This window comes from Agrobacterium burrii, from assembly GCF_017313405.1.
In the GTDB taxonomy this organism is placed as follows: domain Bacteria; phylum Pseudomonadota; class Alphaproteobacteria; order Rhizobiales; family Rhizobiaceae; genus Agrobacterium; species Agrobacterium burrii.
Genome location: NZ_JAFLNA010000002.1, coordinates 248,613 through 263,801, shown reverse-complemented (window position 1 = coordinate 263,801; position 15,189 = coordinate 248,613). Strand labels below are relative to the sequence as shown.

16 protein-coding genes are annotated in these 15,189 nt (G+C 59.2%); 8 read left to right on the top strand and 8 right to left on the bottom strand.

Going from position 1 to position 15,189, the window contains the following annotated elements:
- Positions 1-15 precede the first annotated feature (15 nt).
- The 3 genes from JZX89_RS04725 to rcdA all read left to right on the top strand — a co-directional run bounded on the left by JZX89_RS04725 (position 16) and on the right by rcdA (position 2,412).
- Complete coding sequence (locus tag JZX89_RS04725; protein WP_153514417.1) at positions 16-1,305, top strand: MFS transporter; 1,290 nt, start codon at positions 16-18, stop codon at positions 1,303-1,305.
- Complete coding sequence (locus tag JZX89_RS04720; RefSeq protein WP_142841551.1) at positions 1,302-1,493, top strand: DUF1192 domain-containing protein; 192 nt, start codon at positions 1,302-1,304, stop codon at positions 1,491-1,493. Before JZX89_RS04725 ends, JZX89_RS04720 begins: the two co-directional genes overlap by 4 nt.
- Before the next feature lie 403 nt (positions 1,494-1,896).
- Positions 1,897-2,412 carry a protease adaptor protein RcdA gene (gene rcdA / locus JZX89_RS04715; protein ID WP_149899516.1) on the top strand — a complete coding sequence of 172 codons (516 nt, stop codon included), beginning with the start codon at positions 1,897-1,899 and terminating at the stop codon, positions 2,410-2,412.
- 516 nt (positions 2,413-2,928) lie between these two features.
- Here the strand turns inward: rcdA and rpmE are convergent.
- A complete protein-coding gene (gene rpmE / locus JZX89_RS04710; RefSeq protein WP_003506183.1) occupies positions 2,929-3,150 on the bottom strand; it encodes a 50S ribosomal protein L31 in 222 nt (73 codons plus the stop codon).
- 260 nt (positions 3,151-3,410) lie between these two features.
- Between rpmE and JZX89_RS04705 the strand changes: the two genes are divergently transcribed.
- Positions 3,411-5,210: an ABC transporter transmembrane domain-containing protein gene (locus JZX89_RS04705; protein WP_174373866.1), complete on the top strand. Its 1,800-nt coding sequence runs from the start codon at positions 3,411-3,413 to the stop codon at positions 5,208-5,210.
- A 5-nt stretch (positions 5,211-5,215) separates the two neighbouring features.
- Here JZX89_RS04705 and JZX89_RS04700 read toward each other — a convergent pair whose 3' ends face one another.
- The 6 genes from JZX89_RS04700 to JZX89_RS04675 form a co-directional block, all read right to left on the bottom strand.
- Positions 5,216-6,862: an FAD-binding dehydrogenase gene (locus JZX89_RS04700; RefSeq protein ID WP_207133251.1), complete on the bottom strand. Its 1,647-nt coding sequence runs from the start codon at positions 6,860-6,862 to the stop codon at positions 5,216-5,218.
- Between the two features lie 88 nt (positions 6,863-6,950).
- The gene (locus JZX89_RS04695; protein WP_207133250.1) at positions 6,951-7,982 is read right to left on the bottom strand and encodes a peptidoglycan -binding protein; all 1,032 of its coding nucleotides are present in this window, start codon (positions 7,980-7,982) and stop codon (positions 6,951-6,953) included.
- Between the two features lie 2 nt (positions 7,983-7,984).
- Positions 7,985-9,004: a flagellar motor protein MotA gene (locus JZX89_RS04690; RefSeq protein WP_207133249.1), complete on the bottom strand. Its 1,020-nt coding sequence runs from the start codon at positions 9,002-9,004 to the stop codon at positions 7,985-7,987.
- Positions 9,005-9,204: 200 nt separating this feature from the next.
- A complete protein-coding gene (locus tag JZX89_RS04685; protein WP_149899521.1) occupies positions 9,205-10,005 on the bottom strand; it encodes an inositol monophosphatase family protein in 801 nt (266 codons plus the stop codon).
- Positions 10,006-10,169: 164 nt separating this feature from the next.
- Positions 10,170-11,270: a tetratricopeptide repeat protein gene (locus JZX89_RS04680; protein ID WP_207133248.1), complete on the bottom strand. Its 1,101-nt coding sequence runs from the start codon at positions 11,268-11,270 to the stop codon at positions 10,170-10,172.
- A gap of 8 nt (positions 11,271-11,278) precedes the next feature.
- Entirely contained in the window at positions 11,279-11,932 is a 654-nt protein-coding gene (locus JZX89_RS04675) for a thiamine phosphate synthase (RefSeq protein ID WP_207133247.1), read from the bottom strand.
- Between the two features lie 104 nt (positions 11,933-12,036).
- Between JZX89_RS04675 and JZX89_RS04670 the strand changes: the two genes are divergently transcribed.
- A complete protein-coding gene (locus JZX89_RS04670) occupies positions 12,037-12,801 on the top strand; it encodes a sulfite exporter TauE/SafE family protein (protein ID WP_207133246.1) in 765 nt (254 codons plus the stop codon).
- Between the two features lie 113 nt (positions 12,802-12,914).
- On the opposite strand, the gene JZX89_RS04665 is transcribed toward JZX89_RS04670, so the two are convergent.
- Positions 12,915-13,091, bottom strand: a complete 177-nt coding sequence (locus tag JZX89_RS04665) for a YdcH family protein (protein WP_149899525.1) — start codon at positions 13,089-13,091, stop codon at positions 12,915-12,917.
- 235 nt (positions 13,092-13,326) lie between these two features.
- Here JZX89_RS04665 and JZX89_RS04660 point away from each other — a divergent pair, with 235 nt between their 5' ends.
- From JZX89_RS04660 to JZX89_RS04650, 3 genes are read left to right on the top strand one after another with little or no spacing between them, the layout of a single operon-like run.
- On the top strand, positions 13,327-13,530 hold the full coding sequence (locus JZX89_RS04660; protein ID WP_006314698.1) for a YdcH family protein: 204 nt from the start codon (positions 13,327-13,329) through the stop codon (positions 13,528-13,530).
- Positions 13,531-13,544: 14 nt separating this feature from the next.
- Positions 13,545-14,045, top strand: a complete 501-nt coding sequence (gene purE / locus JZX89_RS04655) for a 5-(carboxyamino)imidazole ribonucleotide mutase (protein WP_077767952.1) — start codon at positions 13,545-13,547, stop codon at positions 14,043-14,045.
- Positions 14,045-15,133: a 5-(carboxyamino)imidazole ribonucleotide synthase gene (locus JZX89_RS04650; RefSeq protein WP_207133245.1), complete on the top strand. Its 1,089-nt coding sequence runs from the start codon at positions 14,045-14,047 to the stop codon at positions 15,131-15,133. Before purE ends, JZX89_RS04650 begins: the two co-directional genes overlap by 1 nt.
- Positions 15,134-15,189 lie beyond the last annotated feature (56 nt).

Sequence of the window (15,189 nt, the reverse complement as noted above, 5' to 3'; positions counted from 1 at the left end):
CATGAGAGTGTTTTCATGAGCAGAAATCTTCTACCCGTATTCGCTCTTTTATCCAGCACTCTGTTTCTTTTTCTCGGCAACGGCCTTCAGGGCCTCGTGCTGCCGGTTCGCGGTTCGGCCGAAGGTTACTCCAATGAAATCCTGGGCTTTCTCGGCACCTCCTGGGCCGCCGGCTTCGTCATCGGCTGCTTCGTGGCGCCCGCCATCGTGCGCCGGGCGGGGCATGTGCGGGCTTTTGGCTCCTTCGTCGCGCTGATCTGCCTGACGGTGCTGATGACTGGACTCATTGTCGATGATGTCTGGTGGATTGCCCTGCGCGCACTTACCGGCTTCTGCACGGCCGGCACCTCGATGATCATCGAGAGCTGGCTGAACGAGCGCGCCACCAATGAGAGCCGCGGCATGATCTTTTCGCTCTATATCGCCATCACGCTGCTCGGCGTCGTGGCGGGGCAGATGATCGTGCCGATGGGCGACATCAGCAATACCTCGCTGTTCATGATCTGCGGCATCATCTATTGCATTGCCATTCTGCCGGCCACGCTTTCCAAGGCGGCCAGTCCACAACCGTTGCAGAAGGTCAGTCTGGATTTACCGGCGCTCTACCGCAACTCACCGGTGTCCTTCATCGGTATTCTGATGATCGGCATCGCCAACGGCGCTTATGGTACGCTCGGGGCCGTTTTCGGCGCGCGGGCCGGTCTTGACCCGACCATGATCGCCATCATGGTGTCCGTCACGATTTTCTTCGGCGCGCTGGCGCAATTTCCGGCAGGCCGTCTTTCAGACCGGATAGACCGCCGTTACGTGCTGGCCGGATTGGCCGGGCTTGGCGCCGTCGCAGGCCTTGCCGTTGCCGTGGTGCAGCCGCGTGATGTCTATGTGCTGATTTCCATGGTCGCCATTTACGGCGCCGCCGCCAACGCGCTTTATCCCATCGCCGTGGCGCATGCCAACGACTATGCCGCCGCGGAAGATTTCGTCAAGGTCTCGGGTGGTCTGTTGCTGCTCTACGGCATCGGCACCATTATCGGCCCGACACTCGGCGGCGCGGTCATGACCTATTCCGGCCCTTATGCCCTGTTTTTTGTGACAGCCGTGGCCCACGTGCTGATCACCGCCTATGCCATCATCAGGAGCCGTCAGCGCGCCGCCCTTTCAACCGGCGAGAAGGACAATTTCTCGACGATGATGCCAACCACACCTTCACCGCTCGTTACGCCGGAAAGTATTGCGCTTGACCCGCGCGCGCCGCAATATTCCGAAGACGATGGCGACTATGTGGAAAAAGGAGCAGGCATATGAGCCTCTTTGACGATGACCGCCCACAAAAACCCGTGGCGCACGAGATAGGCAGCGATCTCAGCCTTCTTTCAGTCGATGAGTTGAGCAGCCGTATCGACCTTCTGCAGGCCGAAATCACCCGGCTGGAGGAGGAGAGAACCCGAAAATCCGCCGGGCGCCTCGCGGCGGAGAACCTCTTCCGATCCTGACAGCAATTCAAGAAAAGGCCGAAGGCAATGCCCTTCAGCAGCAAGCTGCAACGCTGATGGTAAACGGGAATAAATATTCTGGCGCAGTCTTTCGTTTACCATTAACCAAAAATTAAGCTTTCTGAGAGATTACTATACATGTCCAGTTCTTCTGGACCTCAGGCATCTTCTCCATACGGCGAATTGGTCTGATTTTTCTCCCTGTTTTACCTTGAGAGCCGCTTTCGCGGCTCTTTTTTTACCGATCAACGGATTCGGTAAAACTGTGGGTATTAACCCTTCTTTAATAATTGCCTTGCGCATTTCGGGTAAAGATACCATCCTGAAAACACTAAAAGGCCGGAACAAAACATCCGAGTCTTCGTTGCCTGACAGTGTGGTGCGTGAGCAGGGATTTAAAGAAATGTCGGAACAGGTTTTAAATACCATAAGCTTTGCGGGGCGCGCTGCTGCTTCCAACCAGTTCAAAACCCTCTATACTGAGGGCATGACTTTGGTTGAGGAAACGGCAAGCTATCTCGATGGCGCCGGCCGCGTTGCCTCGAAGGTTCTGCCGCGCATGGCCTCGGTCCTTTACGCAGCGGAATCGATGCGCCTCACCACTCGCCTGATGCAGATGGCCTCCTGGCTGCTTCTGCAACGCGCCGTCAACAATGGCGAAATGACGCGGGATCAGGTTCTGAACGAAAAGAGCAAGGTGCGTCTCGACAGTTTCAATGTCGACCGCAATGCGCCGGGCTGGAACGATCTGCCGGAATCTTTCCGCGACCTCATCGAACGGTCGCTGCGCCTCCAGAACCGCATCGCCCTTCTCGACCGGGAAATCTATCGTCCGTCCGAAGCCACCAAGGTGCCGGACAACGAAAATAGCGTGCAGGCGCAGCTTAATCTCCTGCGCACGGCCTTTTCCATCAACTGAAAAAAGACGACCTTATCCGGACAATTTGAAAAGCAGGCTCATTGGCCTGCTTTTTTGTTTCTAACAATAGAACAGCGCGACGCCTGATTATTGCCTTTGTTCAAGGCAACAAATGATCCTCAATACTAACGACCGTAAATTCCGAATTGTTTTTATCACTCATGTTTCAGTGCGACTAAGACGCTTCCCAAAGAGTAGAAAATGCGGTTTTTAATGTATATTGCAGTGGCGTCTGGATGGGCATTACTCATCATTGCTTACATTTGCTTAAAGCCACTTCTGGACGCGAGCGACCGTATTGACCGCTGCTCTGATGACTCCTCTCCGGCGTATATCCACGATGACGCTGCAAGAGCCGCAGCCTGCGACTGATCGAGCCGACTCCCCGCGAAATTCAAAGTCTCTGGCAGCTGTCAACAGGACTGTTGCAGTCGCGCAAGACAAATCCAGGCAGAGCAACACAACAAAAAAGCCCGGCAAAACCGGGCTTTTTTAAACAATCCGTCCGCAAGTGGATCAGAGGCCGAGGCCGCCGAAACGCTTGTTGAACTTGGAAACACGGCCGCCGCGGTCCATAAGCTGCTGGTTGCCGCCCGTCCATGCCGGATGGGACTTGGGGTCGATTTCAAGGTTCATGACAGCGCCTTCCGAACCCCAGGTGGAGCGGGTTTCGTATTCGGTGCCATCGGTCATGACCACCTTGATCGTGTGGTAAGCGGGATGGATATCAGCCTTCATGACAATCTTCCTGGTTAAGTGACGTGCGGTCCATTGCCGCAATTGCGTCAATTGAGCCATTTCAATAAATGAAGCCATAGACCAGATGGGCTATGGCTTCCCAATTCGATGCGGAGCCTATACATGAAGGTCGCCGAGATAACAAGAGCCTGCCATACCCTTGTGAAAGGAGATGGCCGCAGGGGCAGAAATTTTACCGCACGCCGGAAATCTTCTCCCTAAAAAGCCGAAAATGGCATGGAACGAGGAGCATCAGGCACGTGGCAGACATAGAAGAGCAGAAAGCGGCGAAACAGCGAAGCCTTAAACCGCTTCTCAGCCTGTTTCCCTATCTCAGGCGTTATCGCGGCCTGATGGCGGCCGCCCTTTTTGCGCTCGTTCTTTCTTCCGCCACCACACTGGCCCTGCCACTCGCCGTTCGCCGCATCATCGATCACGGTTTTCAGACGCCGGATGGCGGCATGATCAACAGCTATTTCGCCGTGCTTCTGGCGATCGCCGTCCTGCTCGCGCTCGCCAGCGCCATGCGTTATTATTATGTCATGACCATCGGTGAAAGAGTCGTCGCCGATCTGCGCCATGATGTCTTTGCCCACCTCACAACATTGTCGCAGCAATTTTTCGATAGCAACCGATCAGGGGAACTGACCTCGCGGCTCACGGCCGATACGGTGCAGATCCGCTCGGCCTTCGGTTCCTCGGCATCCGTGGCGTTGCGCAACATCATCATGTGTTGTGGCGCGGTCGTCATGATGATCTATACCAGCCCCGGCCTTTCCGGCCTTGCGCTGCTTGCCATTCCCTTCATCGTCTTTCCGCTGATCGCTTTCGGACGGTCTGTTCGCGCCCGCTCGCGCACGACGCAGGATACGCTCGCCAATTCCGCCGCCTATGCATCCGAAACGATCGCGGCAAGCCGCACCGTGCAATCCTTCAATGCCGAAGCGCTTGCAAATGCCCGTTACGGCGCCTCCGTGGAAGCGGCTTATCAGGGTGCACGCGCTGCAATCGGCGCCCGTTCCATTCTCACCGCCGTCGCCATTGCGCTGGTCTTCGGCAGCGTCGTCGGCATTCTCTGGTATGGCGCGCAGAGTGTCCTCTCCGGCGGCATGACGGCGGGAACGCTCGGCCAGTTCGTGCTTTATTCGGTCATCGCCGCCAGTGGCCTTGGTCAGCTTTCGGAAGTCTGGGGTGAACTGGCGCAGGCGGGTGGCGCTGCCGAACGGCTTTCCGAGCTGCTAAATGAGCGCTCGCCCGTGATCGAACCCACGGCACCTGTTGCCATGATCGAGCCGCCGCGTGGCGAGGCGGAATTCGAAAATGTCGATTTTGTCTATCCGCTAGCGGCGGGACGCCCAACCCTCTCCGGCCTTTCCTTCAAGGTTGGCGCTGGCGAAACGGTCGCCATTGTCGGCCCGTCAGGCGCGGGCAAGAGCACGGTCTTTTCGCTGTTGATGCGGTTTTACGATCCGCAACAGGGCCGCATCACGGTCGATGGCGCTGATATTCGCGATGTCAGCCTCACCGATCTGCGCGCACACCTGTCCATCGTTCCGCAGGATGTGGCGATCTTTGCCTCCTCGATTCACGATAATATCGCCTTCGGCCGGCCGGAGGCGACCCGCGAAGAAGTCCGCACTGCCGCAATCGCTGCCCAGGCAGACAGCTTCATCGAGCGTCTCACCGATGGTTACGATACGCAGGTGGGCGAGCGCGGTGTAACGCTGTCCGGCGGACAGCGCCAGCGCATCGCCATTGCCCGCGCCATTCTGCGCGACGCACCGATCCTGCTTCTCGACGAAGCGACCTCGGCACTGGATGCGGAAAGCGAAACGCTGGTGCAAAAGGCGCTCGACGAGCTGATGAACACCCGCACCACCATCGTCATCGCCCACCGCCTCGCCACGGTTCTGAAGGCAGACCGCATTCTGGTGATGGATGACGGCCGCATCATCGAAGAAGGCACGCACCAGAGCCTCATTCGCCAGAACGGCCTTTACGCAAGGCTCGCCCGGCTGCAATTTCAGACCGGACCGGACGAGCTGCGCGCCCAGGCGTGAGTCGTTTAAGCCAGCACGCTGCGCCCCGCAATGCGGCCTGAAAACAGGCAGCCGCCAAGAAATGTGCCTTCGAGCGCATTATAACCATGCATGCCGCCGCCGCCAAAGCCGGCCACTTCGCCAGCGGCATAAAGGCCCGGCACCGGCTCACCGGCAGCATCCAGCACCCGCGCCTCAAGGTCGGTATGCAGGCCGCCGAGCGTCTTGCGTGTCAGCACATGCAGGCGCACCGCGATCAACGGCCCCATTGCCGGATCGAGCAAGCGGTGTGGTTTTGCTGTCCGCATCAGCTTGTCGCCGAGATAACGGCGCGCGCCATGGATCGCAGTTATCTGCGCATCCTTGCTGAAACCATTGACGATTTCCCTATCACGCGCTTCAATCTGCCGGCGGATGTGATCGATATCCAGCCGCTCGTCGCCGCTGATGGCGTTCATCGCCCCCACAAGCTCTTCCAGCGTGTCGCGGACAGCGAAATCCTCACCGTGTTCCATGAAGGCCCGTACCGGCCCGGGCGGCTCCTTGCCCAGCCTTTTGAGCAGCAGCCGCACATTCTTGCCCGTCAGATCCGGATTTTGCTCGGAGCCGGAAAGCGCGAATTCCTTCTTGATGATCGCCTTGGTCAGAATGAACCAGCTATGACCGCTGCCACGCTCGCCCAGCATTTTAAGCGTGCCGAGCGTATCGAAGCCCGGCATGGCGGGGGCGGCAAGACGGTTTCCATCCGCATCGCACCAGAAGGAAGAGGGGCCGGGCAGGATGCGGATACCATGGCCCGGCCAGATCGGATCGTGGTTCTTCACGCCTTCCGTGTAATGCCACATGCGATCAGGGTTGATGACAGCTCCGCCCGCTGCCTCGGTAATGGCGATCATGCGGCCGTCTACATGTGCGGGCACGCCGCAGACCATATCTGCCGGAGGTTTGCCCAGCCGCTCCACCGGCCAGTTGCGCCGTACCAGCTCCTGATTACCGCCAATGCCACCGGAACTGACGATAACCGCCGCGGCTGAAAGGGTGAAATCACCCTCAACTTTCCGGCTGCTCTGTTGCCCACGTAATACCGGATCCGTTGCAAGGACAGCGCCGGAAACGCCAGTCCCCCGACCATCGGTGATATCCAGATGGTCGACGCGGTGGCGGAAACGAAAGGTGAGCCGACCGCTTGCCGCCATGGCGTTTGCCTTTTCGATGAAAGGCGCCAGCACGCCGGGGCCGGTTCCCCAAGTGACATGAAACCGCGGAACGGAATTGCCGTGACCATCGGCCAACGCACCGCCGCGCTCGGCCCAGCCGACCACGGGAAACCAGCGCATGCCCATCCGGTGCAACCATTCGCGCTTCTCACCAGCGGCGAAATTCAGATAGGCTTCCGCCCAGCGGCGCGGCCAATAGTCCTCGGGACGGTCGAAACCAGCCGAACCAAACCAGTCCTGCCTTGCAAGATCGAGATTGTCGCGCACCCGCATCCGGCGCTGCTCGGGACTATCGACAAAAAACAGACCACCCAGCGACCAGAAAGCCTGCCCGCCAAGGTTCTGCTCGCCCTCCTGATCCACGACACAGACGGTCAGCCCTCGTTCGGCCGCTTCGGTCGCCGCCACCAGTCCGGCAAGCCCCGCACCGACAACGATCACATCATATCGCTCCATCAACCCCTCCCAGACATGACGGAATTACCTTTACGCGAACGTAAATTCACTTCCACCGGAAGGCAACCACCATGATGCGGCGGCGACGTCAGCGTTCGGTCAGCTTGAGTTCAATACGGCGGTTCTGCTGGCGTGCTTCCGGCGTATCGCCCTCGGCAATCGGCTGAAACTCGCCAAACCCGGCGGCAACCAGCCGGTTTGCCGGCACGCCCCTGGAGATCAGGAATTTCACCACCGAGGTCGCGCGGGCGGAGGATAGTTCCCAGTTGTCGCGGAAACGGCCGGAACCGGAAAGCTGAACATTGTCCGTATGGCCATCCACGCGCAGGACCCAGTTGATTTCCGCCGGGATTTCCTTGGCGAGATCGATCAGCGCGGCCGCGAGCTTTTCCATCTCCACCTGCCCTGCCGGATTGAGGTCATTACCGCCGGAAGGAAACAGCACTTCGGACTGGAAGACGAAACGGTCACCAACGATGCGGATGTTTTCGCGGTCTGAGAGAATTTCACGTAGCCGACCGAAGAAATCCGAACGATAGCGGTTCAGTTCCTGCACTCGCTGCGCCAGCGCGACATTGAGGCGACGGCCGAGATCGGCGATCTTGACCTGAGAGGAAGTGTCCTTGGCTTCCGATGCCTGCAGAGCGGCCTCCACCGAGGCGATCTGCGCCCGCAGCGCCGCAATCTGCTGGTTGAGCAATTCGATTTGCGCGGACGCCCGCGAATTCGCCTGCTTCTGGTCATCCAGTTCGCCGGTCAGGCTGCCGATCCGGGCGTTGGCGTTGGCGTTGTTGCCCGATCCCGCATCGAGAAGCGCCTGCAGGCGAGACCGTTCGTTTTCCGATGACGCAAGTGTCGATTGCAGGCTTGCGAGCGCGTCCTCAATATCCTGCTTGTTGCCTTTTTCCATAGCCAGAAGTTCGGTCAATTCGGCAATCTGGCTGTTGAGGCGCGTCAGCACCTCGTCCTTGCCGGTAATTTCCCGCGACAGCACGAATTGCGCCAGCACGAAGACCGTCAACAGAAACATGATGGCCATGAGCAGCGTCGACAGCGCATCGACGAAACCCGGCCAATAATCCACACCCCTGTCGCGGCGGCGATTGCGCGCAAGCGCCATGGCTACTCGCTCCCGTTATCGTGCCGGGTGCGTCCGGAGGGTTTTGTCTCGCTGTCGATCCGCGTCGACAGCCGCTCGAGCGTGCGGCGGAGTGATTTCGATTCTTCCTGTTGCGCCTCGATCCAGTCGCGCAGCATCTGTTGTTCGCTGCGCATATTCTTGACGAGACCCTGAATGCCTTCGGCAAGACTGGTCATGGCCGCAAGCGAGCGTTCGGTGCTGACCATGGCGCCGGGCTCCGCCTTGAATTCCCTCGGCCCATCGACCGTCGTATCCGTGACGGAAGACAGCCAGTTTTCAAGCTGCGTGTAAAAGCGGTTCTGAGCGCGGCCGGCCTGAAGATCGAGAAAGCCGAGGATCAGCGAGCCTGAAAGACCAAGAAGCGACGAGGAAAACGCCGTTCCCATGCCCGCCAGCGGCGCAGTGAGGCCGGCCTTGAGCGAACCTAGAATATCGTTGCTGTCGCCGGCGCTCGGGTCGAGCGACTGGATGACATTGCTGATGGCGCCGATGGTGCCGATCAGGCCCCAGAAGGTGCCTAGCAGACCGAGAAACACCAGAAGGCCGACGAGATAACGCGATGTGTCACGTGACTCGTCGAGACGTGTCCCTATGGAATCGAGGATGGTCCGCTGCGTGACGCCGGAAAGCCGGACTTCGCCGCCCTTGCCGATCAGCGTGCTCATGGGGGCGAGCAGTTTTGGCGCACGGCCAGCCTTTTCAACGCTGCCGGCGGCGCGGAAGGCATTAAACCAGCGCACTTCTGAACGCAGGCTCATGGTCTGGGTGAACACCAGAATGATGCCGATGGCCAAAACGCCGAGAATGAAACCGTTGAGACCCGGATTGGTCATGAAGGCGGTATGCGCCTGCCGGTAAAGAATGGCCGCCAGAAAACCGACGAGGATCAGGAACAGAACCATCGTCCACAGAAACGGTGTGGGGCTGGACAGCTTGTAGCTGAATTGCCGCGTGGTCACCGGTTTCTCGACGCCGAGATCAAGTAACTCCGAATCCGCCATAACGTTCGCATTCCCTTCGGTCATGTATCTAGCGGAAGCTATTTGAAAATTGCGACGATTTGAAGCGAAAAGCCGGTCTTTCGCCACAGGCATTTTACAAAACCGGGAGGGAACCATGCGCAGAAAAACAAAAACGCCCGGCAAGGGTTTGCCGGGCGCCTGAAACTTGCATTAAATGGCAGGTTTTCTGCCGAAATCGATCAGCGGCCCGGGATCGGGCGATTGGCGACTTCCACGAGCGCCTTGTGGATATATTCGTTTCCGGCAGCGACACTGCCGGTGCCAAAGATGTCCGCACCACCCTTGACGTCGGACGTGAAGCCGCCAGCTTCGCGAATCAGCACCAGACCGGCCGCCACGTCCCACGGAGAAAGTTCCGCTTCCCAGAAACCGTCGAGGCGACCTGCGGCAACATAGGCAAGGTCAAGCGCTGCAGCGCCCATGCGGCGGATGCCAGCAGCCTCGCCCATGACGTGGCGAAGCTCGACCAGGAACTTGCCGTGATTGCCGCGGCCAAGATGCGGAACGCCGCAGCCGATGACGCAGTCAGTCAGTGCTTTGCGCGCAGCAACACGAATGCGGCGATCATTGAGGAACGCGCCGCCGCCACGCTCGGCTGTGTAGAGCTCGTCGGTGGCCGGGTTGAAGATTACGCCAGCGACGACTTCACCGTTGCGCTCCAGCGCTATGGAAACGGCGAAATGGGGAATGCCGTGCAGGAAGTTGGTGGTGCCATCAAGCGGATCGACGATCCAGCGATGCGCGCCATCCGTGCCCTTTTCCTCGCCGCCTTCTTCGCCCAGAAAATCGTAGGTCGGGCGGGCTTTCATCAGCTCGTCGCGCACGATCTTTTCGGCTTTCAGATCCGCCTGCGAGACGAAATCGCTCGGTCCTTTGACCGAAACCTGAAGATTCTGCACTTCACCGAAGTCACGCGACAAAGACTTACCCGCCTTGATGGCGGCCTGAACCATGACATTGAGAAGGGCTGAACGGGCCATCGAATTTGTTTCCTGGAAAGCTTGCGAACCGCCCGAAAGCGCATCGGGCAGGCACGTCATTATTTTCTTGAATTGAAAGTTTGCGGTTCAAGACCACAAAACGCGCGGAAATTCAAGGCAAAAAGCCCGGCAGTGCCAGCCAGCTCTGCAAGACCGGGTCTGCATCACGTCGGACGGAAACGATTTGCAGCATCAATCGCCTTTTTCTGCTGCTCGTCGGTAATGCCGAGATAGAAATCCTCCAACCTTGGATCCTTCAACCCGGCGCGGCGGGAAAGCACATACCATTTGGCCGCTTCCACCGGATCTGGCCGGGTGCCGAGCGCCTGAATGTAAAGATGTGCGACCTTGTTCTGCGCAATGACATTGCCGCGCTGCGCCGCGCCATAAAGCCAGCGGAAGCCTTCATCCAGATTACGTTCACCGCCAAAGCCATTCACCAGCCAGATGCCCAGATCGACCTGCGCGGTATCATAGCCCGCCTTTGCGGCGCGCATCAGCCAGTCCCGCGCCTTGGCCTTCTTCTCGGCCGGCACATCCTTGACCGACCAGTAGATCTGCGACACCGCATATTGCGCGTCGGCAATGCCCTGCTCAGCGGATTTTTCGTAGAATGGCATCGCCATCAGCAGACCCTTGGCACCGGGATTTTCCGAAACCATTATCTGTCCCCAGTTGAACTGGGCGGACGCATTGCCGGCTTCCGCTGCGCGCCGCATGAAATCGTCGGCCTTCGCCTTGTCGCGGGTGACGAATTTGCCTTCCATCAGGATCAGGGCGAATTTGAACATGGCGACGGGATCGCCACCCTGCGCCGCCTGCTGATACCAGAAGGCCGAGGTCTTTTCATCGCGGGCGATGCCAAGGCCGCGCGACATCATTTCGGCCACCAGCGTCTGGGCCGACGCATCGCCATTCTGCGCCCGGTTCAGCGCCTTGTCGAGCGCCTGCACATATTCGCCGCGCTGGAAATGCCCGTAGGCCTCATCCACCCTGCCCTTGAATTCCTTCTCCGGCGGCAGGGCCGGCAGGTCCGCGCCCATGCGCTGATAGACATTGACGCCCTGCGACGGCTGCAAATCCTTCTGTTCCTCGGATTGCACCCTGCCCTGACGGGAAGGCTGGGCCTCATCTTCCAGCTGGCGGGAGAGCGCATTGCTTTCGCTCTGCGGTCCGGACTGGGCAAAGGCGACGCCTGCCGGCGCGCCGAAAGCAAGCGCCAGCAGCGAAACGGAAAGGCAGAAAGGAACCGAGCGCATGAACATCGCCTGTATCAACCGCCAAACCGTGGCGCTTTTTCGTCAAGCAAAGCGTTGATTTCAGAAACGGCCTGAGCGGCGCCGGCGGGATTGTCGAAAACGCCGCCACGCATCGCCACAAATTCCACGCCGGTTTCGGAAACGGCGACCACCGAAGACGGATCCATGCCGCCCATGACGATGGCCGGGATTTCGATCATCGACGCCCACCACTCGCCGAGCGCCAGATTTTTGGGATGCGCCTCCGGCTTGATGTCGCCTTCGAGTTTGCCAAAGAAGACGTAGTCCGGATTGGACTCACCCATCTCCAGCGCCTTGTGGCGGTCATCGGCATTGCCGCCGCCGACGATCAGTTTCGGCGTAAAGTTTTCCACAGCCTCTGCAAGCGCCTCGGCATTACCAGCAACATGCAGGCCATCCGCCTTCACCCGGCTGGCGACGCGGCTGTCGCCGGCGACAAGGGCGGCCGCACCGGCCGCCTGAACGATCGGCACGATCAGTTCGGCCCATTTCTGGAAAGACGCGTCATCCAGACCGTATTGCGGAATGATGACGGAAGCCACATCGCCGCCCTTTAGCGCGCCTTCCACTTCTGTCGCCTGCTTTCGCGCATCGTCCGATTGCGGAAGGATCAGAACAAGGCGGCAACGGTCTTCAACTATGGTCATCGGTTCGTCCATTTCAGGCAGAAGACACTTCTGGAGCGATCTGCACTCGTTTTGATATGATAAATCCGATAAACCGGACCGGCGAAAGGATCAACCATCCATCCATGCTGACCGATTTTCATTTTTTTCTCGTCGCCATTCCCGCAGTCGTGCTTGTCGGCCTTTCCAAGGGCGGATTGGGCGGTGCGCTGGCACTGATGGGTGTGCCGCTGATGGCGCTTGCGATCCCGCCCGTACAGGCGGCGGCGATCTTCCTGCCGATCCTGATCGTCATGGATCTCGTGGCTCTTTGGGCGTGGCGGCACCATAATCATCGTCAAACGCTCCTCATCATGCTGCCGGGCGCAATCGCCGGCATCACTCTCGGTTGGGCCACCTCGAGCTTCATATCAGCGGACGCCATGCGCCTTGTCGTCGCCTCGGTGACCATCCTCTTCGTCTTGCGTTATTTTTACGAGAGCTTCAAAAGCCGAAGGGGACAGGCAATCCCGGCCAAACCGCAACGACCGGCGGCGGCAACGCTCTGGTCCAGCCTGTCGGGTTATGCGAGTTTCGTGGCCCATGCGGGCGGCCCGCCCTTCCAGATTTACGTCCTGCCGCTGAAGCTCGACCCCAAAACCTATACCGGCATGAGCGTGCGTTTCTTCGCCATCATGAATGCGATCAAGCTCATCCCCTATTTCGCGCTGGGGGCGCTGGACGCCACCAACCTCAAGACATCGGCGAGCCTGCTACCTGTGGCGATGCTGGCGACACTCGCCGGCGCCAAAGTGGTGAAATATATGAAGCCGTCCGTGTTTTATCCGCTCATGTATGCCATGGCGCTTGTCGCCGCATCAAAGCTGCTATGGGACGGGCTGCCGCTTTAGTCTTCGGCAGCCAATAAAAAGCCCCGGCTGCACCACAGGTGCTGCCGGGGCCGAAAGAGATCAAACCGTCAGTCCTTCATTTCATCGACGGCTGCGGTTCGGCATTATTCAATTTAATGCCTGGTGGAGGCTCTGAGCCTCTGCAATTCATCCTTCAGGCGCAGTTTTCGACGTTTGAGGTCGGCAATCTCCGTATCGTCCGAAGACGGGGAAGAAAGAATACTTTCGAGCTGCTCCTCCAGAGCGCCGTGTTTCTTTTCGAGCGATGCAATATGAGCCTGAATGGTCATGCGGCACGTCCTTCCTTTTTTAAACCTACCTCCAGCTCTCCATCGCTGGAGTTTCAGGTTTGCGACGACAATGTGACATGGATTAACTGTATTGTCGAAGGCGAAATGAAGGCAATAAGTGGGCAATTTGGTCGCAAGGGATAACTTCCCGTTACCGCGATTTGATGATAGAGGCTCGTGAACGATGACATACGCGCCGGAGGCTATCCGGCTGGCATAAAATGGGGATGACAAGATGCCCGATCAGGACCAGGCGGACATCAGGCTCACGCTGGCGCGGCTGCGCCAGGAGCATGAGGACTACGACGCGGCGATCAACGCGATGATCCAGACCAGCTGCGATGCGCTGCGGATACAGCGCATGAAAAAGAAGAAGCTGGCCGTCAAGGACAAGATGACCCAGATCGAAGATCAGGTCATTCCCGATATCATCGCCTGAGCCGGAGACATTACGTGACAGCAGAAACACCCCCCGTCGCCATCATCATGGGCAGCCAGTCGGACTGGGAGACCATGAAGAACGCCGCCGATACGCTGGATGCGCTGGATGTGGAATATGAAGCGCGCATCATTTCCGCCCACCGCACGCCGGACAGGCTTTATGATTTCGCCAATGGCGCCAAAGACGAAGGTTTCAAGGTCATCATCGCAGGTGCCGGCGGTGCCGCCCATCTACCGGGCATGACGGCCGCGATGACACCTCTGCCCGTCTTCGGCGTTCCGGTCCAGTCCAAGACCATGTCCGGACAGGACAGCCTCTACTCCATCGTGCAGATGCCGGCCGGCATTCCCGTCGGCACACTCGCCATCGGCAAGGCCGGCGCCATCAATGCCGCACTTCTGGCGGCTGCGGTTCTGGCGCTTGGTGACGACGATCTGGCCGACCGGCTGGATGCATGGCGCGCGCGCCAGTCGGCAGCCGTCGCCGAATATCCCATGGACAGCGCCCAGTGATGGCGAAGATGAATGATCTGACCATCGGCATCATCGGTGGCGGGCAGCTTGGCCGCATGCTGGCGATGGCGGCGGCGCGCCTCAACCACCGTACCATCGTGCTGGAGCCGCAGGCTGATTGTCCGGCCGCGCAGGTCTGCAACGATCAGATCGTTGCAGATTATGACGATGAACGCGCCCTTGCGGAACTCGCCCGTCGCTGCGATGTCGTAACTTATGAATTCGAGAATGTACCTGTCGCGGCAGCCGAAACGCTCGCCGCCTCCGTTCCCGTCTATCCGCCACCGCAGGCGCTCAACGCCTCGCAGGACCGGCTGACCGAAAAACGCTTCCTCAATGGTTGCGGCATTCCGACGGCCGATTTTCGCGCCGTGGATGGCCAGGAAGAGCTGGAGGCCGCCTTGGCAGCTTTCGGCGGCAAGGGCGTGCTGAAAACCCGCCGCATGGGCTATGACGGCAAAGGCCAGCGCCTTTTCCGCGGCGACGAGGACAGCACCACGGGTGCTTTCGAGGCGCTCGGCGGTGTACCCCTGATCCTCGAAAGTTTCGTCGCCTTCGAGCGGGAAATATCGATCATCGCCGCCCGCTTCAGGGACGGCACCGTCGTCTGCTACGATCCGGCTGAAAATATTCATTTGAACGGCATTCTGCATACGTCGACCGTGCCGGCAGCGCTCGCCGAAGCGGCTGCGACAGTTGCGGTGCAATCGGCCGAGAAGCTTCTCGCGGCGCTCGATTATGTCGGCGTCATCGGCATCGAGTTCTTCGTGCTGCCCGATGGCTCACTGGTCGCCAATGAAATGGCGCCACGCGTGCACAATACCGGGCACTGGACGGAAGCCGCCTGCGTGATCTCGCAATTCGAACAGCATATACGCGCCGTGTCCGGCCTTGCTCCCGGCAACACGGAGCGCCATTCGGATTGCGTCATGACCAATCTCATCGGTGACGACATCGATGATGTTCCGGCATGGCTGTCGAAAAAAGACTGTCTCGTGCACCTCTACGGCAAGACGGAAGCACGGCCCGGCCGCAAGATGGGCCATGTGACCGAGCTTTTACACACGGGAAAAGCCTCAGTCTTTTAGGGCAAAGACACCGGCAAGTGTTGACAGGCAGGGCTCAAACGGGTATCTGCCTGCCA

Coding starts and splice junctions, on each gene's coding strand:
- JZX89_RS04725 (WP_153514417.1), top strand. CDS start 16: ATGAGCAGAAATCTTCTACCCGTATTCGCTCTTTTATCCAGCACTCTG.
- JZX89_RS04720 (WP_142841551.1), top strand. CDS start 1,302: ATGAGCCTCTTTGACGATGACCGCCCACAAAAACCCGTGGCGCACGAG.
- rcdA (WP_149899516.1), top strand. CDS start 1,897: ATGTCGGAACAGGTTTTAAATACCATAAGCTTTGCGGGGCGCGCTGCT.
- rpmE (WP_003506183.1), bottom strand. CDS start 3,150: ATGAAGGCTGATATCCATCCCGCTTACCACACGATCAAGGTGGTCATG.
- JZX89_RS04700 (WP_207133251.1), bottom strand. CDS start 6,862: ATGGAGCGATATGATGTGATCGTTGTCGGTGCGGGGCTTGCCGGACTG.
- JZX89_RS04695 (WP_207133250.1), bottom strand. CDS start 7,982: ATGGCGCTTGCGCGCAATCGCCGCCGCGACAGGGGTGTGGATTATTGG.
- JZX89_RS04690 (WP_207133249.1), bottom strand. CDS start 9,004: ATGGCGGATTCGGAGTTACTTGATCTCGGCGTCGAGAAACCGGTGACC.
- JZX89_RS04685 (WP_149899521.1), bottom strand. CDS start 10,005: ATGGCCCGTTCAGCCCTTCTCAATGTCATGGTTCAGGCCGCCATCAAG.
- JZX89_RS04680 (WP_207133248.1), bottom strand. CDS start 11,270: ATGTTCATGCGCTCGGTTCCTTTCTGCCTTTCCGTTTCGCTGCTGGCG.
- JZX89_RS04675 (WP_207133247.1), bottom strand. CDS start 11,932: ATGACCATAGTTGAAGACCGTTGCCGCCTTGTTCTGATCCTTCCGCAA.
- JZX89_RS04670 (WP_207133246.1), top strand. CDS start 12,037: ATGCTGACCGATTTTCATTTTTTTCTCGTCGCCATTCCCGCAGTCGTG.
- JZX89_RS04665 (WP_149899525.1), bottom strand. CDS start 13,091: ATGACCATTCAGGCTCATATTGCATCGCTCGAAAAGAAACACGGCGCT.
- JZX89_RS04660 (WP_006314698.1), top strand. CDS start 13,327: ATGCCCGATCAGGACCAGGCGGACATCAGGCTCACGCTGGCGCGGCTG.
- JZX89_RS04650 (WP_207133245.1), top strand. CDS start 14,045: ATGGCGAAGATGAATGATCTGACCATCGGCATCATCGGTGGCGGGCAG.